Raw genomic sequence first — 23,367 nt, forward strand, 5'->3', positions numbered from 1 at the left:
CCGATCATGGCCACGAACGCGATCGACCAGACCCGCCGGATGCTCTCCCTGGTGACTTATCTGCGTGAGCGCCCCGGTGCCCACGTCCAGGACGTGGCCCGCGCCTTCGGGATCAGCGAGGACGAGCTGATCTCGGACCTGGACGTGCTGCCCATGTGCGGCACGAGCTTCCGCGGCGGGGACCTGCTGGACATCGACACCGACGGCGACCGGATCTGGTGGCACAACCCGGACGACGTCGCGGAGCCGCTGCGGCTCGCGGCCGACGAGGCGACGGCGCTGCTGGTCGCCGCCCGCGCCGTGGCCACGCTGCCGGGGCTGCGCGAGAGCGACCGGCAGGCGCTGCTGCGGGCCACCGCGAAGCTGGAGACCGCGGCCGGCGAGGTCGGAGCGGCGAGCTCGCGGCTCTCGGTCACCTTCGAGTCCGAGGGCGGCGTCTTCGCCGACGTCGACCGGGCGATCTCCGAGCGGCGCCGGCTGTGGCTGCGCTACTACTCGCCCGCGCGCGACGAACTCACCGAGCGCGAGGTGGACCCGATCCGGCTGTTCGCCGTGGGGCACACGTACATGGAGGCCTGGTGCCGGTCCTCGGAGGACCGGCGCACGTTCCGGCTCGACCGGGTGGCCGAGATCCGGCTGCTGGACGAACCGGCCGCGCCGCCCGAACTCGAACTGCGGGATCTGTCCGAAGGGCTCGTCCAGCCGGCGGCCGAGGACCCGGAGGTCGTGGTCGAGGTGGGCCCCGGCGGACGCTGGGTCGCCGAGTACTATCCGCACGACAGCGCCCAGGAACTGCCCGACGGAGGGCTGCGGATCACCCTGCGCACCCCCGACCCGGCTTCGCTGCGCAGGCTCGCGCTGCGGCTCGGAGGAGAGGGTCGCATCGTCTCCCCGCCGCAACTGGCACAGAGCGCGCAAAGAGCGGCCCGTGCGGCGCTCGCCGCCTACGACGACCCGGCCTGAGCGGATACCCGAGGGAGAAATGAGCAATATGCCTGTGGTGTCGGGCGTTCCGACCGTGGTGGTGCCCGAATCCGTACGGTTCAAAGCCGCATGCCCGGACTGTGGCGAACGGTTCGAACTGGCCGCCGGTGCCATCCGCCTCGCAGTGGGTGGCAGCCGCCGGACGACGTTCTACTCGTTCACCTGCCCGGCGTGCGGCGCGGCCGTCCGCAAGCCCGCCGGGGAACGGATAGTCGAACTCCTCACCGTCGGCGGGGTGCGGACGTTGCGTCTGCACACCAGCCTTTAGGCCGGCCGGCGTACCGGTCGATCTCGGAACTTCGGACACCTAGACACATTTGAGGCTCTGCGCATGTTCTGGCCCATGCTCGCCATCGCCCTGGGGTTTCTCGGGATCGCCGTCCTCGGGGTGCTGGCCGTCAAGGTATTCGTCGAGGCCCAGCGCCTGGGCCGTCAGGTGACCCGGACCACCCAGCGCATCAACCGGGCGGCCGAGGACCTCGAACGGGCTGCGACGGATCTTGCCGCCACGGGTGAATCGCTGCGCTGAGGGCTGTCCCACGGCCCCTGACACCCGTCAGGGATCATGGGACGGGCCCTGGGGCCCTCGCTCGGATCCTGCCGGGCCCGCGCGCCGGACGAACGACCCCGGATCCACCGACCCCACGTTCGTGCGAGGCTGTGAGCTGGGCCGATGGATCGGCGCGGGCGCGGCCTCCAGTTTCCCGGGTTCGGAGGGTACGCTGCTGACGGCGGCCCTGAGAGCGAGGCATGGGCCGTAATCGCAAGGATGCATGGGTATTGCCCTGCGTTTACTCCTGCGGGATACGATCGCTGACAGTACGACGATCGGACGTCCGTCCGACGTTCGGTCCGCCCCACCCCTGCTGCCTCGGTGAGAAGGTACACGCATATGTTCGGAAGGCTCGGCGCTCCCGAGATCATCCTGATCCTCGTCGTCATTGTTCTGCTGTTCGGCGCGAAGAAGCTTCCTGACATGGCTCGCTCGCTCGGCAAGTCGGCCCGCATCCTCAAGAGCGAGGCCAAGGCCATGAAGTCCGAGGGCAGCCCGTCGGCCACCCCGGCCGAGCCGGCGAACGACACCGCCCAGGACCAGGCCGCCCCGCGCACCATCAAGGCCGCGCCCGGCGACGTGACCAGTTCGCGTCCGGTCGCCGAGCCGACCGACTCGACCAAGCGCTGACAAGAACCGGGCCGACGCGGGCGCCGTGACCGGTGGGGCCTGCTGCACGAGATGAGGACGTGGGTTGCTCAAGTCTGCCCGCAAGCAGGAGACGGACCCAGAGGGCCGCATGCCCTTGGTGGAGCACCTGCGTGAACTGCGTAACCGGCTGGCGAAAGGCCTGCTCGGGATCGTCGTCGTCACGATCGTGGCCGCGTTCTTCTACAAGGGGATCATCGAGTTCTTCACCGACCCGGTACTGAAGTCGGTCGGTTGCGAGTCCAGCTTCGCCGAGCTCGCCAAGAAGGAGGACGGTACGTGCGCGCGTATCGTCCTGAACGGCCTCCTCACCCCGTTCACCCTCGCACTCAAGGTCTCCTTGATGGCAGGCGTCGTCCTCGCCTCGCCGGTCTGGCTCTACCAGCTGTGGGCCTTCGTCGCGCCGGGACTGCACAAGCACGAGAAGAAGTACTCGCTCGCCTTCGTCGGCGCGGGCTTCCCGCTCTTCCTCGCCGGCGGATTCTTCGCGTACAAGACCCTGCCCACGATGGCGCGGGTGCTCCTGGACTTCTCGCCGGGCGGCGTCGACAACCAGTTGCCGCTGGATGAACTGCTCGATCTGATCACGCGCATGGTGGTGGTCTTCGGGCTCTCCTTCGAGCTGCCGCTGCTGCTCGTCATGCTGAACTTCGGCGGGGTCATCACCGGCAAGCGGATGCTCGGCTGGTGGCGGGGCATGATCATGGGCATCACGGTCTTCGCCGCGGTGGCCACCCCCAGCACCGACCCGATGACCATGCTGATGCTCGCCGGACCCATCTGGTTGCTCTACTTCGTGGCCACCGGGATCTCGCTGCTCAACGACCGACGCAAGGCAGAGCGCGCGGCGGCGGGGCCCGCCGACGACGAGGCGTCGGAGCTGGACCTCACCCCCGAGGACATCGGTGAGATCGAACCCGTCTCGTCCAGCCGTTCGCTGCCCAACCAGGCGAACTCGGACCATGACCGGGTCAACGGTTACGACGACATCACCTGACCTTGTAGGGTCCCCGGGTGACCAGCGAGATCACCCTCTTCGTCAATCCCACCGCAGGTAGCGGCCGGGGCGCGCGCGCCGCGCAGCCGGCCGCTTCCGCGTTGCGGGACGCCGGATTCTCCGTACGCACGGTTCTCGGCGAGGACGCCGACGACGCGCTGCGACGGGCCCGTGAGGCCGTCGCCGGGGGGACCGGAGCGCTGATAGCCGTGGGCGGGGACGGCATGATGTCCCTCGCCCTGCAGGCCGTCGCCGGGACGACGACGCCGCTCGGAGTCGTCGCCGTGGGGACCGGGAACGACTTCGCCCGCGCGCTCGGGATGCCGATACGGGATCCGGCCGCTGCCGGACGGCTGGCCGCGGAGGCGCTCAAGGGCGGTGCCGTCCGCGAGATCGACCTCGGCAGGGTCGGCGAGCGGTGGTTCGGCTCCGTCCTCGCCTCCGGCTTCGACTCCCGGGTCAACGACCGGGGCAACCGGATGCGCTGGGTCGGCGGACGGTTCAAGTACGACCTCGCGATCCTCGCCGAACTCGCCGCGTTCAAGCCCATCCCGTACCGCGTCAGGCTGGACGGCGGACCGGTCCGGGAGATCGAGGCCACGCTCATCGCCGTCGGCAACGGGTCGACCTACGGCGGAGGCATGCGGATCTGCGCGGACGCCGCCATGGACGACGGCCTCTTCGACGTGACCGTCGTCGGGGACTGCAGCCGCACCACACTCCTCAAGGTCTTCCCCCGCGTCTACAAGGGGACGCACCTCAGCCACCCCCGGGTCACCGTGCACCGGGTCACCTCGATCGAGCTCGCCGCGGCCGGTGTCACCGCGTACGCGGACGGTGAGCAACTCGGGGCGCTGCCGCTCACCGCGACCTGTGTGCCGGGTGCGGTGCGAGTGCTGGCCCCGGGTTCTCCCGGCGGGATTTAAAGATCGCGTCACTGTCGGAGGTGGCGGGTAGGCTCATAAGCAAGATGACAGAGGACCTCTCACCAGCTGAGCGATACCAGGCTTCTCGGATCCGCGCCGCCGAGCTGGCCACCGCGCTCGCGCCCTTCCGCGAGCTGTACGAGTTCGATCTGGACCCCTACCAGATCGAGGCCTGTGAGGCGCTGGAGGCCGGCAAGGGGGTGCTCGTCGCAGCCCCCACCGGCTCGGGCAAGACGATCGTCGGCGAATTCGCGGTGCACCTCGCCCTCGAACAGGGCCGCAAGTGTTTCTACACCACCCCCATCAAGGCCCTGTCCAACCAGAAGTTCACCGACCTGGTCAAGCGCTACGGGCCCGACAAGGTCGGTCTGCTGACCGGGGACAACAGCGTCAACGGCGATGCCCCCGTGGTCGTGATGACCACCGAGGTGCTGCGGAACATGCTGTACGCGGGTTCGCAGGCGCTGCGCGGCCTCGGCTATGTGGTGATGGACGAGGTGCACTACCTCTCCGACCGCTTCCGGGGCGCCGTCTGGGAGGAAGTGATCATTCACCTCCCGGACTCCGTGACCCTGGTGTCACTGTCGGCGACCGTGTCCAACGCCGAGGAGTTCGGCGACTGGCTCGACACGGTCCGCGGTGACACCCAGGTCATCGTCTCCGAGCACCGCTCGGTGCCGCTCTGGCAGCACGTGCTCGCGGGCCGCCGGATGTACGACCTCTTCGAGGAGGAGACCGATCACGGCGGCCGGGGCACGGGGCGCCGTGAGGTCAACCCCGACCTCGTGCGGCTCGCCCGCATGGAGAACCAGCGGGGATACAACCCGCGTGAACGCCGTCGCGGCAAGATGGTCCGTGAAGCGGACCGTGAGCGCGAGCGGCGCCAGCGCGCCCGGATCTGGACCCCGGCCAGGCCCGAGGTCATCGACCGGCTGGACGCCGAGGGGCTGCTCCCCGCCATCACCTTCATCTTCAGCCGGGCCGGCTGCGAGGCCGCCGTGCAGCAGTGCCTGCACGCCGGACTGCGGCTCAACGACGAGGACAAGCGGCGCCTGGTCCGCGAGATAGTCGAGGAGCGGACCGCGTCCATCCCCGGCGAGGACCTCCACGTCCTGGGCTACTACGAATGGCTCGAAGGGCTGGAGCGGGGCATAGCCGCGCACCACGCGGGCATGCTGCCCACCTTCAAGGAAGTCGTCGAGGAACTGTTCGTACGAGGCCTCGTCAAGGCCGTCTTCGCGACGGAGACCCTCGCCCTCGGCATCAACATGCCCGCGCGTTCGGTCGTCCTGGAGAAGCTCGTCAAGTGGAACGGCGAGCAGCACGCCGACATCACTCCCGGTGAGTACACACAGCTGACCGGCCGGGCCGGGCGGCGCGGCATCGACGTCGAAGGCCATGCGGTGGTGCTGTGGCAGCGCGGCATGGACCCGGGCGCCCTGGCCGGACTCGCGGGCACGCGGACGTATCCGCTGCGCTCCAGCTTCCGGCCCTCGTACAACATGGCCGTCAATCTGGTGCATCAGTTCGGGCGGCACCGTTCGCGCGAGCTGCTGGAGACCTCCTTCGCACAGTTCCAGGCCGACCGGTCGGTGGTCGGGATCTCCCGGCAGGTCCAGCGGAACGAAGAGGGACTGGAGGGGTACCGGGAGGGCATGACCTGCCACCTCGGTGACTTCGAGGAGTACGCGCGACTGCGCCGCGACCTCAAGGAGCGGGAGAACGAGCTGGCCAAGCAGGGCGCGTCGCAGCGGCGGGCCGCCGCCGCGGCCTCCCTGGAGAAGCTCAAGCCCGGCGACGTCATCCATGTGCCCACCGGAAAGTTCGCCGGACTGGCACTGGTCCTCGACCCGGGGCTCTCCGCGGGACGCACCAACGGGCACGGGCACCGCGGGCTCGAATACCACGACGGACCGCGGCCGTTGGTGCTGACCGCGGAGCGTCAGGTCAAGCGGCTCGCCTCGATCGACTTCCCCGTTCCGGTGGCGGCCCTGGAGCGGATGCGGGTGCCGAAGTCGTTCAACCCGCGCTCACCGCAGTCACGCCGCGATCTTGCCTCCGCGCTGCGGACCAAGGCCGGGCACATAGCGCCCGAGCGGCACCGCAAGGGGCGCTCCGTCGCGGCCGACGACCGTGAGATCGCCCGCTACCGGGCGGAGCTGCGCGCACACCCCTGTCACGGCTGCGACGAGCGCGAGGACCACGCGCGATGGGCCGAGCGCTACCACCGGCTGCAGCGCGACACCAGGCAGCTGGAGCGGCGGATCGAAGGACGGACGAACACCATCGCCCGCACCTTCGACCGGATCGTCGCACTGCTCACCGAGCTCGACTACCTGCGCGGCAACGAGGTCACCGAGCACGGGCGGCGGCTGGCGCGGCTCTACGGCGAGCTGGATCTGCTGGCGAGCGAGTGCCTGCGGGCCGAGGTGTGGGAGGGCCTGAACCCCGCCGAACTCGCGGCGTGCGTCTCCGCGTTGGTGTACGAGGCGCGGCAGGCCGATGACGCGGTGGCGCCCAAGCTGCCGTCCGGGCCCGCGAGGACGGCGCTGGGCGAGATGGTCCGGATCTGGGGCCGCCTCGACGCCCTGGAGGAGGACTTCAAGATCAACCAGGCGGAGGGGGTCGGGCAGCGCGAACCCGATCTGGGGTTCGCCTGGGCCGTCTACATGTGGGCGTCGGGACGGACGCTGGACGAGGTGCTGGGCGAGGCGGACATGCCGGCGGGCGACTTCGTGCGGTGGTGCAAGCAGGTGATCGACGTGCTGGGGCAGATCGCGGCGGCGGCCCCGCGCGAGGGGAGTTCCGTGGCGCGCAGCGCGCGCAAGGCGGTGGACGCGGTGTTGCGGGGGGTCGTGGCCTACAGCTCCGTGGGGTGAGGGCGCGGTGTTGCGGGCGGAGCCGGACGCGCGGGGTGAACCTGCGGCCGTCCTGCCCCGCCCTCCGGGGAACCGGAGGGCGGGGGTGGGCTTCACCGGGCCGCCCCGCACCGCCGGTACTACGCGGCCGTACGGGCCGCGTCCCGCTTCGCCACTTCCTCGCGGACGATCGGGATGACATACCGTCCGAAGTCGATGGCGTCGTCCAGCAGGTCGTAGCCGCGGGCGGACAGGATCTCCACGCCCAGGTCGTAGTAGTCGAGCAGCGCCTGCGCGACCGTCTCAGGGGTGCCCACCAGGGCCGTCGAGTTGCCGGCCCCGCCCGTTTCCGCCGCGGTCGGCGTCCACAGTGCCCGGTCGTGGCGCTCCCCCTCGGCGGCCACCGCCAGAAGCCGTCGGGAGCCGGCGTTCTCCGGGCTGTTCGACGGGTGGCGGCGGTTCGGCGGCGCACCGGCCTTGCGGGCCTTGATCCGTGCCAGCGTTCGGTGGGCCTTCTCCCAGGCGAGTTCCTCGGTCGGGGCGATGATCGGCCGGAAGGCGACCTGGATCCGCGGTACGTCCGTACGGCCCGCCGCCTGCGCCGCTGCCTTCACCGAAGCGATCTGCTCCGCGGTCCGGGCCAGCGGCTCGCCCCACAGGCAGTAGATGTCGGCTTCGGCACCGCCGGCCGCGTACGCCGCCGGTGAGGAACCCCCGAACGAGACGCGCGGGCGGGGCTGCTGCACGGGGAAGGTGTCGCTCACGAAGTCGTTGAAGCGGTAGTGCGTGCCCTCATGGTCGAAGGGTTCGTGCGAGGTCCATGCCTTCTTGATGATCCGGATGGCCTCACGGGTGCGCGCGTACCGCTCGTCCTTGGTGAGGAAGTCGCCCTCGCGCTGCTGCTCGTGGTCGTTGCCGCCGGTGATGAAGTGCACGGCGAGCCGGCCGTCGCTGATCCGGTCCAGGGTCGCGAAGGTCTTGGCCGCGAAGGTCGGGTACGAGACGTTGGGGCGGTGCGCCACCAGGATCTGGAGCTTCTCGGTGCGCGCCGCGACGTAGGCCGCGGCCGGGGACGGATCCGGGGAGCCGGATCCGTAGGCGAACAGCACCCGGTCCCAGCCGTGGTCCTCGTGCGCGCGGGCCAGTTCGAGCGTGTATTCCTTGTCGAAGGACGCCCCGGAGCGGGGGGTCACCTCGGAACCTTCGTTGGTTGCTGCGATGCCGAGAAACTCGACGGGCATGGCGAAGCCTCATCTCGTGCTGCGGAAAACCGGTCGTGTGAAGTGCTGACGTCGGAGCTGTCAGGAACAACACGAGGCGGACCACACTCGACCGAAGTCGATGTGGTCACGGGTGACCAGCCGCAGCTGAGGGCGCATCTGCCCAGTGGAACAGGCGTGTTGGTGCCGCGTCAACCGTTTCTGGTGTCGACGGCCCCGGGACGCCCGCCGGCGTTCGCGGCAGCGCGGGAGTCAGGGCCCGGCGGCCGGCGGTGCGGACGGCTCGGCGGGGCGCGTGGACAGGCCCGCGCGGCAGGCCAGTTGGAGTGCGAGGCGGACATCCGGCTCGTTCAGATCGGCGCCCGTGAGCTGGACGATCCTGCGGATGCGGGCACCCACCGCGTTCCGGTGCAGATGCAGGGCCTGTGCCGCGCGGGCGGGCGAGTTGTTGTGGTCCAGGTACCCCTGGAGCGTGCGCAGCAGTGGCTCGGCACGCTCAGGACCCAACGCCAGGACCGGGGCGAGGAGTTCGGCCACCGCCTCGCGCGCCGTGTCCGAGGCGTACCACTCCATCAGCATGCGGTCGAGGCCCACCGCGTCGTGCGCGGCCACCGCCGCCCCCGCGCCGCGCGGTACGACCGCGCGGGCCTCACGGGCGGAGGTACGGATGCCCAGCGGACCCCGGTGCGGTGAGCCCACACCGCATCTCAGCCCGGCCTCCGGGCGCAGTCCGGCCAGCCGGTCCACCACGCGCCGGGCACGGGCCAAAGTGGCGTGCCGCCCGTCCGCCCCCGGATCGGCGGGCCAGGTGCTCAGCAGGACGAGGGCGTCGTCGACCAGGGCGGCGTTCCACTGAACGGTGTCCGCGGGCGGGGAAGCGGGCGTACCGGGAGACGGCGTCGGCCGGTCCCACGTCCGCAGCAGGGTCAGTGCCTGGGACATCACCGCGTCCAGGGTCCTCGGCCGGTCCGTCGCGTCGACGCCGCCCGCCTCCACCCGCAGCGCGATGTGCCAGCCGTCCACGGGCAGCGCGAGCGCCCGGCCCCGGGCGGCCAGCCGGGCGGCCTGGTCCTGCGGCGCCACGAGCAGCTCGGCCAGCAGCCGGCCACGGGAACGCACGGGGACGTCGCCGTGGCCGCCGCCCGCCGCGGCGAGGGCCGCCAGCGCGAGCACGGAACGCACCGCCGCTCCCGCGTGACCGGGGCGGGCCGGGGCCGCGAGCCGGATCTCGCCGTCCGGGCCCGCGGCGGCGGCACCCTCCTCGCCCGGACCCGCCGTCCGCAGCTCCACCGGTACGCCGAGGGCGCGGGTCGCCGCCGCGGCCACCCGGTCCGGGTCGCCCGCGACCGTCGTCACCTCCTGCGCCGCGGCGGCGACCCGGGCCAGCGCGTCGGCCGCGGACCCGGCCACCGCCCGTTCCACGGCCACCACGAGCGCGGCGAGATCCCCCTCCGCGTACAGCACCGCGACGCGGCCCCGCTCGGCGAGGGCCCGTGCCGTGGCCGTCACCTCGGCGGGCAGCCCGTGGGGTGCCTCCGTCACGCCGGTCAGCACCAGCGCGGCGGCCCCGGCCGCCGCCGCGTCCCGCACCGCCACGTCCAGCAGATGCCCCGGCACCGGCGTCAACAGCACGGCGATCGTCCCCGTGGGCATGGCGGCGAGCCGGTCCGGGCGCGGCTCCAGACGCACCCCCGTGACCTCCATCGCGTCGAGCGGACCCACCAGCGGGCGGACCTCGTCGAGTCCGGGGGAGGAGAGGAGCTCCAGGATGCTCGGCATGTGTTCAGTGTGCCGGAAGCACATCGACCCGTTCAATCATGGGCCATCAGCCCATTCGGGGCGCGTACCGTCTCCCTACGCTGGATTCATGCACGTGGACGCCGGAGCACTCGCCGACTTCGCGCGGGGCTGTGCCGTCCTGGGATCAGGGGGCGGCGGACCCGCCGATGTGACCCTTCCCGTCGCCGGACAGGCGATCGAGGAGTGCGGTCCGGTGCCGGTCGTCGACCCGGCCACGCTGCCCGTGGACGCGCTCGTCATGCCCGTCGGGCTGGTGGGGTCGCCCGCGGTCGCCGCCGAACGGATCGGCGGCCGGGACGAACCCGCACGCCTGCGCGCCCGCTTCGAGGCGCTGCACGGTGCGCCGGTGGCCGCGGTGATGAGCAGCGAGATCGGCGGCCTCAACGGCTGCGTGGCCGTCGCCTGGGCGGCCCGGCTGGGTCTGCCGCTGCTCGACGCCGACTCGATGGGGCGCGCCTTTCCCCGCATGGACCAGAACGTCCTGGAACTCGCCGGACTGCGCCCGGGACCGGCCGTCCTCGCCGACGAGCACGGCCACACCGTCGTCATCGACGAGGTGGACGGCACGCACCTCGAACAGTTCGCCCGCGCCGCCGTCGTCGCCTTCGGCGGGCGTGCCGCCTCCACCGACTACCCCCTCACCGCCGCGCAGGCGGCCCGGTACGCCGTCGCCGGATCGGTCACGCGCGCACTCGCCCTCGGCCGCGGTGAGGGGCCCGCCCCGCTGCTCACCGGCAAGGTCTCCTCGGTCCGCAGATACGCCACCGAGGACGCCGACGGCGACGACGCGACGGGCGTCCTGCTGGAGGGCGCGGGCCCCGACGCGGGACGGCTGGTGCTCGTCGAGGGCCGCAGCGAATTCGTCGCGGCCCTGGAGGACGGCACACCGCTCGCCGTCGTGCCGGACGTGATCGCCCTGGTCGACGTGACGACGGGCTGGGCCGTTCCGGTCGAGGAGGTCCGCTACGGTCTGCGCGTCCATCTCGTCACGATGTCCTCCGCCCCGGCCTGGTACACGCCGAGCGGCCTGCGCCTGGCGGGTCCGTCCGCCTTCGGCCTCGCGGGCCTCGGGGCCGGCGGAGGGGCCGACGGAGGGGCCGATGGTTCCCCGGGATCCCGTGGACGTGCGCGGGACGGCTCTTCGAGCACCGGCGGCCGCCCCTCGCAGGGAGGCACCCCGTGATCCTCGGAGTGGATGTCGGACCCACCAACACCGATGCCGTCCTTCTCGACGGCGACCGGGCGGTACGGGCCGTCAAGGTGCCCTCGATCCCCGGTGACGCCGTCGGGTCGCTCGCCGCCGCCGTCGGTGCGCTGCCCGCCGAACCGCGCCGCCGGGCCACCCAGCTCGCGGTGGGTCTGCGGGTCGCCGCCCGCGCGGTGCGGGAGCGGGACGGGCTGGCCCGGGTCGGAGTGCTGCGCGTCGGAGGCGCCGCCGCCGACGCCGTGCGGCCGCTGTTCGGCTGGCCCGAGGCGCTGCGCGACGCCGTGTGCGCCGGTACCGCGAACGTCGCGGGCGGCGGGGGCCTCGCACCCCGTGACACCACACCGCTCGACCGGGACGCCGTCGCCCGGTTCGGCGCCGCGCTCGCGGGCCGTGCCGAGGCCTTCGCCGTCACCGCCGTGTTCTCGCCCGTCGACGGCAGCCAGGAGCGGGAGGCCGCGGAGATCCTGCGCGCCGAGACGGGCCCGGACACGACCGTTCTGCTCTCCAGCGACGTCGGCACCCTCGACCTGCTGGCCCGCGAGAACGCCACGGTCCTCGACGCGGCGCTGTCCGTGCTCGTGGCGCGGGTCGCCGACGAACTGACCGCCACCCTGCCGGGCCTCGGCCTCGCTCCCGGCGCCGCCGTCCTCGTCACCCGCAGCGACGGCACGCTGATGAGTCTGGAGTATCTGCGCCGCCAGCCCGGACTCAGCCTGGGCAGCGGCCCGGCCTGCACCATCCGCGGCGCCGGGCTCCTGGCCGGACTCCGCGACGCCGTGGTCGCCGACATCGGTGAACTCCGCGCCCGGGTCGGCGCCCTGACCGGCGGCTACCCGCAGGAAGCCGGTCCCGGCGAGCGCATCGGCGGCGTCCCGGTCGCCCTGCGCTTCCCCGACCTGATCACCGTGGGCGCCGGCGCCCACCGCGAACTGGCCGAGGCGGCCGACCGGATGCGCCCCTCGGCCGGCCTGCTCCCGCTGATCCTGGTCGGCGGCGGCGCGGACGGCGTGCCCGGCCGCGTCCTGACCGGATTCGACGTCGTACGGCCCGAACACGGCGGCGTCGCCGGGGCGTTCGGCGCGGCGGCCAGCCCGGTCGGCGGGCAGTACGACCGCATCGTCCGCCGGGGCCCCGGCCGCCGTCTCGACGCCGTGCGCGACGAGGTGCGGGACCTGGCCCGCGCCGGTGCCGTACGGGCCGGGGCCGATCCCCGGCGTGTGCACACCCATGCGGAACCGGACCTGCCGGTGCCCTATCTGCCGGGCGCGGTGCTCCTTCGCGCACGAGCCGCAGGACCGCCGCTCCCGCTCTGAACCCCTCTCCCCACCCCCGATTTCTCCCCTTCGGAGCAGCCCGGTGCCGTGCTGCTGCGCCCTCCTGCCCGCCCCGCCCACCCGAGGACCGTCCCCATGACCCAGCAGTTCGATGTGCAATCACAGCCATCCGTGCGCCGACAGCCGGAGCGACAGGAGTCGCAGGCGGACGACGACTACCCGCTGGAGCGGGTGCCGCGCGCGGCCCGCTACTCCTGGTTCAACGTCGCCGTGCAGCGCTTCGGCCAGCTCTCCGACCTGACCCAGTTCCTGCTGGGCGCCGCGCTCGGCGCCGGGCTCTCCTTCTGGGGCGCGTTCTGGGCGTTCACGCTCGGCTCCGTGATCCTGGAGATCGTCTGCATCTTCGTCGGCATCGCCGGTATGCGGGAGGGCCTGTCCACCTCGATGCTGGTCCGCTGGACCGGCTTCGGACGGTACGGCTCCACCCTCATCGGACTCGTCATCGCGGTCAGCCTCTTCGGCTGGTTCGGTGTGCAGACGGCCGTGTTCGCGGCCGGACTGCACTCCATCGTCCCCGCGCTGCCCGTCTGGGCGTGGTGCCTGATCTGCGGACTCGGGGTCACCGCGCTCGTGCTGCGCGGCTTCCGCGCCATGGGCTGGACCGCGTTCGTCACCGTCCCCGCCTTCCTGGGCCTGGCGGGCTGGGCGATGGCGGTCGAGTTCTCCCGGCACGACATCGGCGATCTGGTGGCGTCCGCGCCGTTCGGCGCCCACATGTCCATCGCCACCGGCGCGACGATAGTCGCCGGCTCGTACATCGTCGGTGCCGTCACCACCCCCGACATGACCCGCTTCAACCGCAACACCGGCGATGTCGTCAAGCAGACCGTCGTCGGCATCAGCCTCGGCGAGTACGTCCTGGGCCTCGGCGGTGTGCTGCTCGCCTACGCGGTGAAGTCCTCCGACCTGATCGCCATCATCACGTCCTCCTCCGGCGTCATCGGCGTCATCGTCCTGGTCTCCGCCACCGTGAAGATCAACAACTGGAATCTGTACTCGTCGTCACTCGGCCTGATCGGCGCCGTCGAGGCGCTCTTCAAGGTCCGGCTGAACCGGGTCGGTACGACCGTCGCGATCGGTGTGCTCGGCAGCCTCGCCGCCGCGGCCGGAATCCTGGACCGCTTCACCGACTTCCTGACGGTGCTCGGCGTCCTCACCCCGCCGGTCGCCGGGATCATGGTCGCCGAGTACTTCGTGGTGAAGAAGTGGCGCCCGCAGCTCGACGCGTCCCGTTCCCTCGGACGGCTGCCCGAGACGGAACCCGGCTGGGTTCCGGCCACGATCGTCCTGTGGGCCGCCGCGTCCCTGTTCGGCTGGCTCGGCGACCACTACCAGTGGTGGGGGATCCCGGCGCTCGACTCCCTGCTGCTGGCCGGGCTCGGCTATGTCGTCCTCGGCAAGCTCGGCCTGGTGCGCGGCGCCCGGGAACTGCCGTTCGACCAGCCCGCACGCCCTGCCGCGGCGATCGAGGCGGAAGCCGGCACGGCCTGGTCGGCGAAGGCCACCGCCTGACCCGTACGCCCCACCCGAAACCCCACCCCCTACGAAAGACGGACACACCATGCGCATCGGAATCGACGTCGGAGGCACCAACACCGACGCCGCCCTCCTGGGGGACGACGACCGCATCATCGCGACCGCGAAGACCCCCACCACCTCCGACATCACCTCCGGTGTCACCTCGGCGATCCGGGCGCTCGACCCGCCGATGGACTCCGTCGACGCCGTGATGATCGGCACCACCCACTTCCTCAACGCCCTGATCGAGGGCGCCCGCCTCGCACCCGTCGCCGCCGTACGCCTCGGCCTGCCCGCGACGGCCGCTCTGCCGCCGATGACCGACTGGCCCGAGCGCCAGCGGGCGGCCGTCGGCGGACACGGCTACCTCTGCCACGGTGGACGGGAGTTCGACGGACGGCCGTTGTCGCCGCTCGACCCGGAGGAACTGAAGCGCACCGCCGCCGACATCGCCGCGCGCGGACTGACGTCGGTGGCCGTCTCGTCCGTGTTCTCCCCGGTCGCCGAGGACGACGAGCGCCGGGCCGCGGAGATCCTCGGTGCGGAGCTGGGACCCGGCGTCCACTTCTCGCTCTCGCACGAACTGGGCAGGGTCGGGCTGCTGGCCCGGGAGAACGCCACGATCATCAACGCGGCCCTGCGCGACCTGGCGACCGCGATCGTGGAGTCCTTCGCCAAGTCGCTCGCCGAGGTCTCGCTGACCGCCCCGTTCTTCCTGTCGCAGAACGACGGCACCCTGATGGACGTGGACTTCGCCCGCGCCTACCCGGTGGCGACCTTCGCCTCCGGGCCCACCAACTCGATGCGCGGCGCCGCGTTCCTCTCCGGTCTCGGCGACTGCGCGGTCGTGGACGTCGGTGGTACGACGGCGGACGTCGGCATACTGGCCGGCGGCTTCCCGCGCGAGGCGGCGGGCGAGAGCGAGGCCGCGGGCATCCGCACCAACTTCCGCATCCCCGACGTCCTCTCGCTCGGCATCGGTGGCGGATCCCTGGTGGCGGCCGACGGCGAGACAGGCCCCCGCTCGGTCGGCTTCCGGCTCACCGAGGAGGCGCTCGTCTTCGGCGGCAGCACCCTGACGGCGACCGATCTCGCGGTCGCGGCGGGCCGCGCCGACATCGGCGACCGCTCGCGTGTCGCCCACCTGGACCGTGAGTTCACCGCCCGCGCCCTCGACCGGATCGCCGAGCGGCTGGCCGAGACCGTCGACCGGATGCGCACCTCGGCGGGTCCGCTGCCGGTCGTCGCGGTGGGCGGCGGCAGCGTACTGGTGCCCTCGGCGCTGCCCGGCTTCGACGATGTGCGCCGCCCCGGCCACTTCGGCGTCGCCAACGCCGTGGGCGCCGCCATCGCCCAGGTCGGCGGAGAGGTGGACCGGGTCTTCCAGGTCCCCGAGGGGCGTCGGGACTCCGTACTCGCCGAGGCCCGCGAGGAGGCCGTGGCGCGGGCCGAGAGCGCGGGCGCCAGGCCCGGCACGGTCCGCATCGTCGACGTGGAGGAGGTGCCGCTCGCCTATCTGCCGGGCGGCGCGACCCGCATCCGGGTCAAGGCGGTCGGGGACCTCGACCTGAACGGCATCGGCAGCACCCACGCCCCGGCCGGGGCGCGCGACACCCATGGAGCAGCGTCACATGCGTGAGATCAACCTCGACAACCTGGACGACATCGCGCGCGGCGCGGGCATCCTCGGCACCGGCGGGGGCGGCGACCCGTACATCGGCAAGCTGCTGGCGCGGGAGGCCATCCGTGCGCACGGCCCGGTCCGGCTCGTCGCCTTCGACGAGGTGCCGGCCGACGCGACCGTCGTACCCGTCTCGGGCATGGGTGCGCCGACGGTGCTGCTGGAACGCGTCCCGGCCGGCGGCGAGGAAGTCGCGGCGCTGCGGGCCCTGGAGAAGCACATCGGCCGCCCCGCCACCCACATCGCCCCGATCGAGGTCGGCGGCGTCAACTCGATGCTGCCCATCGCCTGCGCCGCCGAGGCGGGGCTGCCGCTGGTCGACGGCGATGCCATGGGCCGCGCGTTTCCCGAGGCGCAGATGGTGCTGCCCGGCCTGATCGGAGTGGCCAACACACCGATGGCGCTCGCCGACGACAAGGGCAACAGCATCATCGTCGACGCCGTCTCCAATCACGCCGCCGAGCGCATCGCCCGAGCCGTCTGCGTGGAGCTCGGCTGTCAGATCTCCAGCGCCGACACCGTGATGCGGGGGGACCAGCTCGCCGACGGTCTCGTCCCGGCCACGATGACGCTCGCCGAACGTCTCGGCGCGGCCGTCCGCGAGGCGCGTGCGGCGCATGCCGACCCGGTGGGCGCGGCCCGTGCCATGCTGTCCGGCACCCATCTGCTGACCGGCAAGGTCGTCGACGTCAGCCGTCGCACCCAGGGCGGTTTCGCCCGCGGCGGGGCCCGTATCGAGGGCATCGGTGACGATGCGGGCCGGGTCCTGGAACTCGGTTTCCAGAACGAGCACCTGCTCGCCACCCGCGACGGCGAGACGGTCGCCACCACGCCGGACCTCATCTGCGTGCTGGACACCGACACCGGTGACCCCGTGACGACGGAGGGCCTGCGCTACGGCCTGCGTGTCAGCGTCCTCGCGGCCCCGTGCGACCCGCGCTGGACCACCCCGGGCGGTCTGGCCCTCGCCGGGCCGCGGTACTTCGGGTACGACGTGGACTACCTCCCGTTCCGGGAGGCCTGACCACCCACGGACCCGGGCATCGGACCGGCGTCACCGTTCCCGTCCGTCGACGGCCGGTCCGCTTCACGCGGACCGGCCGGGGCGCCTTGTTTCAGACCGACTTCCTGTTCCTGCCGCTCTTCATCGAAGCGCCCACGCAGACCAGACCCAGCAGCACGGTCAGTCCGCCGATGATGACGTTGTTGAGGATGACGCCGAGGCTCGGACCGCTGCCGACGACCCACGTCGAGATGATCATCCAGGCGCCGATCGCGCAGATGGCCCAGCTCAGGCCATACATCCGCTCCGGCATGACGGTGAACCCGAGGCCCAGCGCCGCGATCGCGATGCCCATGATCAGGTTGTGCGCCACGAGGGTGGGCTGAGTTGCCGTGAAGTGGAGCACCCAGGGCGAGATGGCACAGTACAGACCGATGAGGAACACCGGTGCGTCCACGAGGGCCACGTCACGGCCACCGAGCATTCGGGCATAGCGGTCGCGCATTTCGGAAACATCGGGGTGACCGGCCATGTCGCGTTCACGGCCGGCGTGCGAGAGGTTCGACATGGGTTCGTCTCCTTCGCTCGGGCAGGCCCGAATTCCGTTCTGTGCGCCGAATGGCCTGCATGTCCATTCTGCGCTTATCTCACCCTTATGTGTAGATTCAGGGTGTGCGGATGTCCGCCGAATCCGCAACGGGCGGGCCCGAGTCCAGCCGTCGGGCGAGGGAGGCGAGATCGGCAGTCCGCAGCACGCGGTCCCCGTATCCCGGCAGCGGCACATGCAGGGGCCCGGTCCAGCGCACCGGAATCGCGGCGAAGCCGTACACCGCCCCCGCCAGGCCACCGGTCACCGCCGCGACCGTGTCCGTGTCACCACCGACGTCGACCGCCGCGGCCAGGGCGTTCTCGAATCCACGTGTCGTGCGCAACGCCCACAGCGCGGTGCCCAGGCACGGCCACACCGCACCGTTGAACTCCGTCGCGGCGTCGGGGTGCCAGCCGGGCGCGAGGACGGTGGCCCAGCGCTCACGGTGATCCTCGTGCACGAGGTCCAGGACACCCGGCACGGCGGCGAGCGGATCGCCACCGTCCAGCGCCACCCGGATCAGCTCGTGCAGCACGGCGGTGCCCTCCCAGGCGGCCCGGTCGCCATGCGTCAGCGCGGCGATCCGGCGGGCGGCGTCCATCGTCGCCGCCCGGCCCGCCCGCGCGAAGTACACCGCCGGTGCGGCGGCCCGCATCAGCGAACCGTTGCCCGCCGCCCGCCCGCCGCTCTGGAAGTGCAACGCTGCCGCGATGTCCCACGGATCACCGCTCATCAGGACGGACTCGGTCTGCAGGCCGATGTCCTTCGGCTCACCCGCCGCCCATCGGCGGAACCGGCCGAACATGTCGGGGAGGTCGAGGCCGCCCCGTTCCAGCAGGGACTCGGCGGCCAGAACGGCCATCTGGGTGTCGTCCGTGGCCTCGCCCGGATCCCAGCCGCCGCCTGCGCACATGGCGCCGACGCCGTCGGGGAAGCGGGTCGTGTACGCGCCCGCGGGGCCGAACTCGAAGGGCGCGCCCAGCGCGTCCCCCACCGCCGATCCGACAACGGCGCCCACCGCCCGATCCTGCCGGTCGACCGCACTCCGACGCTTCATCCGGCCAGCGTACGGAGCGCGATCCACGGGGGTGCCCGCCGGGGTGGCGCCTCGTCCTGTGCCGGCGGCCCGCCGTTCGTACGGGTGCGGTGAGCCGTGCTCCGAGGAGCGGTCCGTGCGATCGGCGCGTGCCCCGGCTCAGGGCACGTCGACCACCACCGAGTGCCAGCCGGTCGCACCATCGGGTACGGTGCCGACGCGGTCGCCGGTCTGGGTCGCACCGGTCCCGTCGGTGGCGCGGACCTCCAGGGTGTGCCGGCCGGAGGTGGCGGGCCACTCCCACACCCACTGACGCCAGGTGTCACGGCTGTCCGCGGCGGCCAGCCGGGCCGTCTGCCAGCCCCCGCCGTCCACCCGGACCTCGACCCGGGAGATGCCCCGGTGCTGGGCCCAGGCGACCCCGGCCACCGGCACGACGCCGGCCTTCGGGGAGGCGAACGGGCGGGGGGTGTCGATCCGTGACTCGGTCTTGATCGGTGCCTGCTGCGACCAGGACCGTTCGACCCAGTAGGCGTCGTAGGCACCGAACGTGGTGAGCTCGATCTCCTTGATCCACTTGCAGGCCGACACGTATCCGTAGAGACCGGGAACGATCATCCGGACCGGAAAGCCGTGCTCGAAGGGCAACGGCTCGCCGTTCATGCCGAGAGCGAGCATCGCGTCGCGCCCGTCCATGACCGTCTCGACCGGTGTGCCGATCGTCATGCCGTCGACGGAACGCGCCACGATCTGGTCGGCCGGACCGCCTTTCGACGGGGGGCGCACACCGGCCTCGCGCAACAGATCGGCCAGCCGTACACCGATCCACCGGGCGTTGCCGACCAAGGGTCCGCCGACTTCGTTGGACACACACGTGAGCGTGATGTCCCGCTCGATGATCTCGCGGCGCAGCACATCCCGGAAGCCGATCTCCAACGGCCGCGCGACACCCCTTCCATGGATCTTCAGACGCCATTCGCCGGCGTCGACCCGGGGTACGACCAGAGCCGTGTCCACCCGGTAGAAGTCCTTGTTCGGGGTGATGAAGGAGCTCAGTCCCCGGATCCTGAGATCGGCGCCCGACGGGATGGCCGGTGCTGCGGAATCGGGTACCGGGAGGACCAGGTTGTGACGTGAGGCGGCGGCCCCGGCCTGGACGGATGACGTGAGCCGCCGACCCAGGAGTCCCGCGCCCGCGGAGGCCGCCGCCGCCGCGGTCGCCGCGACCACGAAGCCGCGCCGGTCGAAGGTGGCTTGCGCTTCCGTGTCCCTCTCCCCAGCCGCGGGAGAGGGGTACGGAACCGGTGCGAGCCGTCCGGCCAGGAGATGCAGCACTCCTGCGGCCACCATGGCACCGGCCACCGAGGGCAGGGCGTCGGCCGGTGCGCCTTCCGGACGTCCCACCGCCGACACGGCCCCGACCAGACCGAAGACCAGGACGGCAGCGGAACCGAGCCGCCGGTGCCGCAGCGCCAGCATTCCGATTCCGGCGGCGAACAGCGCCAGGAGAAGCAGAATGCCGAGCTGGAGCACCAGCTTGTCGTCGGTGCCGAAGTTCCTCACGGCGAAGTCCTTCACGGCCGGGGGAGTGCGGTCGATCACCGCACCGCCCACCGCCGTGACCGGTCCTGCCTCGGGACGTACGACAGCCGCGACCAGTTCGGCGACGGCCAGGGCGCAGAACCCGGCGATCAGACCGCTGAGCGCGGCAAGAGCCGCGCGTGCCCGGCGGGACCGCCCGGACCGTGCGGCCCCGGCCTGCTGCGAATCGTCTCGGTCTTCACTCACGAGGGGGATTCGTCGCCGGAGGCCGGACGGATTGGTCCCTCACCCGAATGGGCGTGAGCTCCTTCCGGCCGACCCGGCGGACGACCTGTGACGAACCATCACCGACCGGCATCCGGCAGATGCCGAAGACGCAGGACCGCCCGATGGGCGCGGACCGGGGTGGGGGAGCGGCACGGCCACGCGGCGGGACGGACGGCCGCGGTGGGCGGCAGGATGGCCGGGCCGGTCGCCGCGTGCATCCTGCGCACCGCCCACGACATGACGCTGTTCCAGGCGGACCACCAGGTCGGCGGACCACGGAATGCTCAGGCTCGGCGGACCTCCGGTGTGCCGGACCGTCACCGGGGGACGACACCACCGAGCCGTTCGGCGCGGTCGTCATCCGGATACGTTCCCCTGTCGGTCCAGGTCCCGCGCCCGCTCGAACCGGGCCCGTGCCTCCGCCAGGTCGACGAGCGGATCCGGGTAGTCGATCGCGGCCCGGCGCGCACCGGTCAGCTTCCACGGCTCATGGATCTCGCCGTCCGCCAGCTCGGCGAGCTCCGGCACCCAGCGGCGCACATACGCCCCGCGCGGATCGAACCGCTTGCCCTGGACCACCGGGTTCAGGATCCGGTTGGGGCGGGTGTCGGTGCCGGTACCGGCCATCCACTGCCAGTTGAGCTGGTTGTTCGCCAGGTCCCCGTCGACCAGGAGGTCCAGGAAGTGCCGGGCGCCGACCCGCCAGTCCACGTACAGCGTCTTGGTGAGGAAGCTCGCCACCAGCATGCGCCCCCGGTTGTGCATCCAGCCCTCGTGCGCCAGCTGCCGCATCGCCGCGTCGACCACCGGGTAGCCGGTGCGTCCCGTGCGCCAGGCCTCGATCTCGTCCACGTCGGACCGCCAACGGTCGTGCCGTGGACGGTAGTCGTCCCGGGCGGCGTCCGGCCGGGCGGCGAGCACCTGGTGATGGAAGTCCCGCCACGCCAGCTGCCGCACGAACGCGTCGGCGCCCGGCCCGCCCCGCTGCCGCGCCCGGTCGATCACTTCCACCGCCGAGACAGTGCCGAAGTGGAGATGGGGGGAGAGCCTGGAGGTCGCGTCGCCGGCCAGATCGTCGTGGCCGCTCTCGTAGTCGGCCACGGGGCCGTTCAGCCAGGAGGACAGCAGCCGGCGTCCGGTCCTCTCGCCGCCCCTGGCGAGCCCGGGGGAGACCCCGGCCACCTCGGCCCGTTCCGGCAGCGGCTCGGACTTCATGCCTTCGGGCAGCCGCACCGTGCGCGGGGCGGCCAGTGTCCCCCGTACCCCCGCCGCCTCCCAGCGGCGGAAGTACGGGGTGAACACCGCGTAGTGATCACGGCCCGCCGGGACGACATGGCCCGGTGCGAGCGCGGTGACCACCGCGTCATGGACGTGCAGCGTGCAGCCGACCTGGGTCAGAGCCGCGCGCAGACGCTCCTCGCGCCGTAGCGCGTACCCGCTCACCCCGCCCGCGATGTGCAGGCTGCGCGCGCCGGTCTCCGTGACCACGTCGAGGACGCCGGCCACGGTCTCCGCGTCGCGGACGATCAGCCGGCCACCGCGGCGGCGCAGCTCCGCGTCGAGATCGGCCAGGCAGTCGGCGAGGAACGCCCGCCGGTTCGGTGCGTCGAAGCCGGTCCGACGGATGCCCGCGTCCCGTACGAAGAGGGGGACGACACGGTCCGCGTCGCGCAGCGCGGCGTGCAGTACGGGGTTGTCGTGCAGCCGTAGGTCCGAGGTGAACAGTGCCACCGAGACGGTCATGGTCGAGTACCTCTCAGCGAAGGGTGGGTCGGGCGGTCGGGAAGGTCAGCAGGGCCGCCGGCGCGGATGTCGGTCGAGTGGACCCGCCGGCCGGTTCCATGGTGATGCCTGTGCCGGAGGCCCGGTCGACAGGGCCGTCCAGCAGCGTCGCGTACTGCGTCGTCGACGTGTTCGCCGCCTTCATGAGGCCCGCGGAGCGCATCGTGCCGGCGCCGTCGAACCACAGCTGGTACACCTTGCCGCCGGGTGGTTCCCGCATGCCCGACGCCAGGAGGACGGCGCGGTTCTCCTTCTCGGAGAAGACCATGGTGCCCCTCGCCCCGCCCCCCGGCGTGCGGGTCCCGGTACGGGCGTCCGGTGCTGCCAGGACTTGGGTCAGCTGCTCGTTCTGCCGCTGTGCGGTGCGGGCGTCCTGTCGCGCGGCGCGGGCCTCCTGGTGCTGCCGCACGGCGATCCCGCCGCATCCGGCGGCCGCCAGACATGCGGCGAGGGCGAACCCCGGCCACCGGCCCGTCCGGTTCGTACTGCCCCCGGTGCGCGACCGCCGGGTGTCCGACGGCGGCTCCTGCCGTACGGCCGCGATCTCCCGCAGCACCCGTTCGCGCAGGTCGCGAGGCGGGATCCCGGCCACCGCGAGCCCGAGCCGAACAGCGGTCCCGGACAGTTCCCGTACCTCGACGGCGCACGCCCGGCAGTCGGCGAGATGACGTTCGAACTCGTCGCGCTCGGAGTCCGGCAGCGCGTGCAGGGCGTACGCCCCCGTCAGCGTGTGCAGTTCGGCGTTGCTCATGTGCTCACCCCGAGGCAGTCGCGCAGCCGGATCAGTCCGTCGCGCAGGCGTGTCTTGATCGTCCCGAGCGGTACGGAGAGCAACTCCGACACCTCGCGATACGTCAGCCCCCGGTAGTACGCGAGGGTCACGGACTGTCGTTGCAGTTCGGAGAGGGTCCGCATGCAGCGGCGGACCTGCTCGCGCTCCAGCCGGCTCTCGACCTGCTCGGTGACCTCGTCGAAGGCCGGAGTACGGTCCAGCAGCGCGGCCCTGTGCTCGCGGGCCGCGGCTGCCTCGGCCGAGCGCACCCGGTCCACGGCCCGACGATGTGCCAGTGTCAGCACCCAGTTCATGGCGCTGCCGCGGGCGGCCCGGAACCGAGGGGCCGTGCGCCACACCTCGACCAGCACCTCCTGCGCGACCTCCTCGGACTGGGCGGGGTCGCGCAGCACGCTCCGCACCAGTCCGAGGACCGGCCCGCTGACCGCGTCGTACACCTCGGCGAAGGCGTCCTGGTCACCTCGGGCGACCATCCCCAGAAGCTTCTGGAGATCGGGCCCCGCCGGGGGCGCCCCGCCGATGTACACGGCTTCTTTCACGCGGGCTTCCTCCCTGATCGCACGTCTGCTCTCCAGGCGATCCGGAGCCGACGGCGGCGCGGATCGGTCAGTGCGCGAGATCCTTCCACG

Annotated in this window: 20 protein-coding genes; 12 read left to right on the forward strand and 8 right to left on the reverse strand. The window is 72.3% G+C overall.

Features of this window, described 5'->3' with window-relative positions; genetic code table 11:
• Positions 1–6: 6 nt before the first annotated feature.
• The 7 genes from ACIQCZ_RS26320 (at position 7) to ACIQCZ_RS26350 (ending at position 6,987) form a co-directional block, all read left to right on the forward strand.
• Complete coding sequence (locus ACIQCZ_RS26320; protein ID WP_402285324.1) at positions 7–963, forward strand: helix-turn-helix transcriptional regulator; 957 nt, start codon at positions 7–9, stop codon at positions 961–963.
• Positions 964–982: 19 nt separating this feature from the next.
• Positions 983–1,252, forward strand: a complete 270-nt coding sequence (locus ACIQCZ_RS26325; RefSeq protein WP_402285326.1) for a hypothetical protein — start codon at positions 983–985, stop codon at positions 1,250–1,252.
• Between the two features lie 63 nt (positions 1,253–1,315).
• The gene (locus ACIQCZ_RS26330) at positions 1,316–1,513 is read left to right on the forward strand and encodes a hypothetical protein (RefSeq protein ID WP_351079209.1); all 198 of its coding nucleotides are present in this window, start codon (positions 1,316–1,318) and stop codon (positions 1,511–1,513) included.
• A 363-nt stretch (positions 1,514–1,876) separates the two neighbouring features.
• Complete coding sequence (gene tatA, locus ACIQCZ_RS26335; protein ID WP_351079211.1) at positions 1,877–2,167, forward strand: Sec-independent protein translocase subunit TatA; 291 nt, start codon at positions 1,877–1,879, stop codon at positions 2,165–2,167.
• A gap of 64 nt (positions 2,168–2,231) precedes the next feature.
• The gene (gene tatC / locus ACIQCZ_RS26340; protein ID WP_402285327.1) at positions 2,232–3,182 is read left to right on the forward strand and encodes a twin-arginine translocase subunit TatC; all 951 of its coding nucleotides are present in this window, start codon (positions 2,232–2,234) and stop codon (positions 3,180–3,182) included.
• A 17-nt stretch (positions 3,183–3,199) separates the two neighbouring features.
• Positions 3,200–4,108: a diacylglycerol kinase gene (locus ACIQCZ_RS26345; protein ID WP_402285329.1), complete on the forward strand. Its 909-nt coding sequence runs from the start codon at positions 3,200–3,202 to the stop codon at positions 4,106–4,108.
• A 44-nt stretch (positions 4,109–4,152) separates the two neighbouring features.
• Positions 4,153–6,987, forward strand: a complete 2,835-nt coding sequence (locus tag ACIQCZ_RS26350; RefSeq protein WP_402285331.1) for a DEAD/DEAH box helicase — start codon at positions 4,153–4,155, stop codon at positions 6,985–6,987.
• A gap of 119 nt (positions 6,988–7,106) precedes the next feature.
• On the opposite strand, the gene ACIQCZ_RS26355 is transcribed toward ACIQCZ_RS26350, so the two are convergent.
• Positions 7,107–8,207, reverse strand: a complete 1,101-nt coding sequence (locus ACIQCZ_RS26355) for an LLM class flavin-dependent oxidoreductase (protein ID WP_402285333.1) — start codon at positions 8,205–8,207, stop codon at positions 7,107–7,109.
• A gap of 231 nt (positions 8,208–8,438) precedes the next feature.
• Positions 8,439–9,965: a PucR family transcriptional regulator gene (locus tag ACIQCZ_RS26360; RefSeq protein WP_402285335.1), complete on the reverse strand. Its 1,527-nt coding sequence runs from the start codon at positions 9,963–9,965 to the stop codon at positions 8,439–8,441.
• A gap of 88 nt (positions 9,966–10,053) precedes the next feature.
• Between ACIQCZ_RS26360 and ACIQCZ_RS26365 the strand changes: the two genes are divergently transcribed.
• From ACIQCZ_RS26365 to ACIQCZ_RS26385, 5 genes are all read left to right on the forward strand, one after another.
• Positions 10,054–11,169: a DUF917 domain-containing protein gene (locus tag ACIQCZ_RS26365; RefSeq protein ID WP_402285337.1), complete on the forward strand. Its 1,116-nt coding sequence runs from the start codon at positions 10,054–10,056 to the stop codon at positions 11,167–11,169.
• Positions 11,166–12,506, forward strand: coding sequence for a hydantoinase/oxoprolinase N-terminal domain-containing protein (locus ACIQCZ_RS26370; RefSeq protein WP_376210539.1), 1,341 nt, complete (start codon positions 11,166–11,168; stop codon positions 12,504–12,506). The genes ACIQCZ_RS26365 and ACIQCZ_RS26370 overlap by 4 nt, the downstream gene beginning before the upstream one ends.
• A gap of 96 nt (positions 12,507–12,602) precedes the next feature.
• Positions 12,603–14,039: a purine-cytosine permease family protein gene (locus tag ACIQCZ_RS26375; protein WP_402285338.1), complete on the forward strand. Its 1,437-nt coding sequence runs from the start codon at positions 12,603–12,605 to the stop codon at positions 14,037–14,039.
• A gap of 49 nt (positions 14,040–14,088) precedes the next feature.
• Positions 14,089–15,684: a hydantoinase/oxoprolinase N-terminal domain-containing protein gene (locus ACIQCZ_RS26380; protein ID WP_402285339.1), complete on the forward strand. Its 1,596-nt coding sequence runs from the start codon at positions 14,089–14,091 to the stop codon at positions 15,682–15,684.
• Entirely contained in the window at positions 15,677–16,750 is a 1,074-nt protein-coding gene (locus ACIQCZ_RS26385; RefSeq protein WP_402285341.1) for a DUF917 domain-containing protein, read from the forward strand. The genes ACIQCZ_RS26380 and ACIQCZ_RS26385 overlap by 8 nt, the downstream gene beginning before the upstream one ends.
• Positions 16,751–16,841: 91 nt before the next feature.
• On the opposite strand, the gene ACIQCZ_RS26390 is transcribed toward ACIQCZ_RS26385, so the two are convergent.
• The 6 genes from ACIQCZ_RS26390 to ACIQCZ_RS26415 all read right to left on the reverse strand — a co-directional run bounded on the left by ACIQCZ_RS26390 (position 16,842) and on the right by ACIQCZ_RS26415 (position 23,277).
• Entirely contained in the window at positions 16,842–17,297 is a 456-nt protein-coding gene (locus ACIQCZ_RS26390; RefSeq protein WP_376210551.1) for an SPW repeat protein, read from the reverse strand.
• Positions 17,298–17,394: 97 nt separating this feature from the next.
• On the reverse strand, positions 17,395–18,375 hold the full coding sequence (locus tag ACIQCZ_RS26395) for an ADP-ribosylglycohydrolase family protein (protein WP_402285343.1): 981 nt from the start codon (positions 18,373–18,375) through the stop codon (positions 17,395–17,397).
• 138 nt (positions 18,376–18,513) lie between these two features.
• Positions 18,514–20,142 (reverse strand): molybdopterin-dependent oxidoreductase, encoded by a 1,629-nt coding sequence (locus ACIQCZ_RS26400; protein ID WP_402285344.1) that lies wholly within the window; start codon positions 20,140–20,142, stop codon positions 18,514–18,516.
• A 378-nt stretch (positions 20,143–20,520) separates the two neighbouring features.
• Positions 20,521–21,906, reverse strand: a complete 1,386-nt coding sequence (locus ACIQCZ_RS26405; protein ID WP_402285345.1) for a cryptochrome/photolyase family protein — start codon at positions 21,904–21,906, stop codon at positions 20,521–20,523.
• A gap of 13 nt (positions 21,907–21,919) precedes the next feature.
• Complete coding sequence (locus ACIQCZ_RS26410; RefSeq protein ID WP_402285346.1) at positions 21,920–22,696, reverse strand: anti-sigma factor domain-containing protein; 777 nt, start codon at positions 22,694–22,696, stop codon at positions 21,920–21,922.
• The gene (locus ACIQCZ_RS26415; protein ID WP_402285348.1) at positions 22,693–23,277 is read right to left on the reverse strand and encodes a sigma-70 family RNA polymerase sigma factor; all 585 of its coding nucleotides are present in this window, start codon (positions 23,275–23,277) and stop codon (positions 22,693–22,695) included. The genes ACIQCZ_RS26410 and ACIQCZ_RS26415 overlap by 4 nt, the downstream gene beginning before the upstream one ends.
• Positions 23,278–23,367 lie beyond the last annotated feature (90 nt).

Source organism: Streptomyces sp. NPDC093149, assembly GCF_044754145.1.
In the GTDB taxonomy this organism is placed as follows: Bacteria; Actinomycetota; Actinomycetes; order Streptomycetales; family Streptomycetaceae; genus Streptomyces.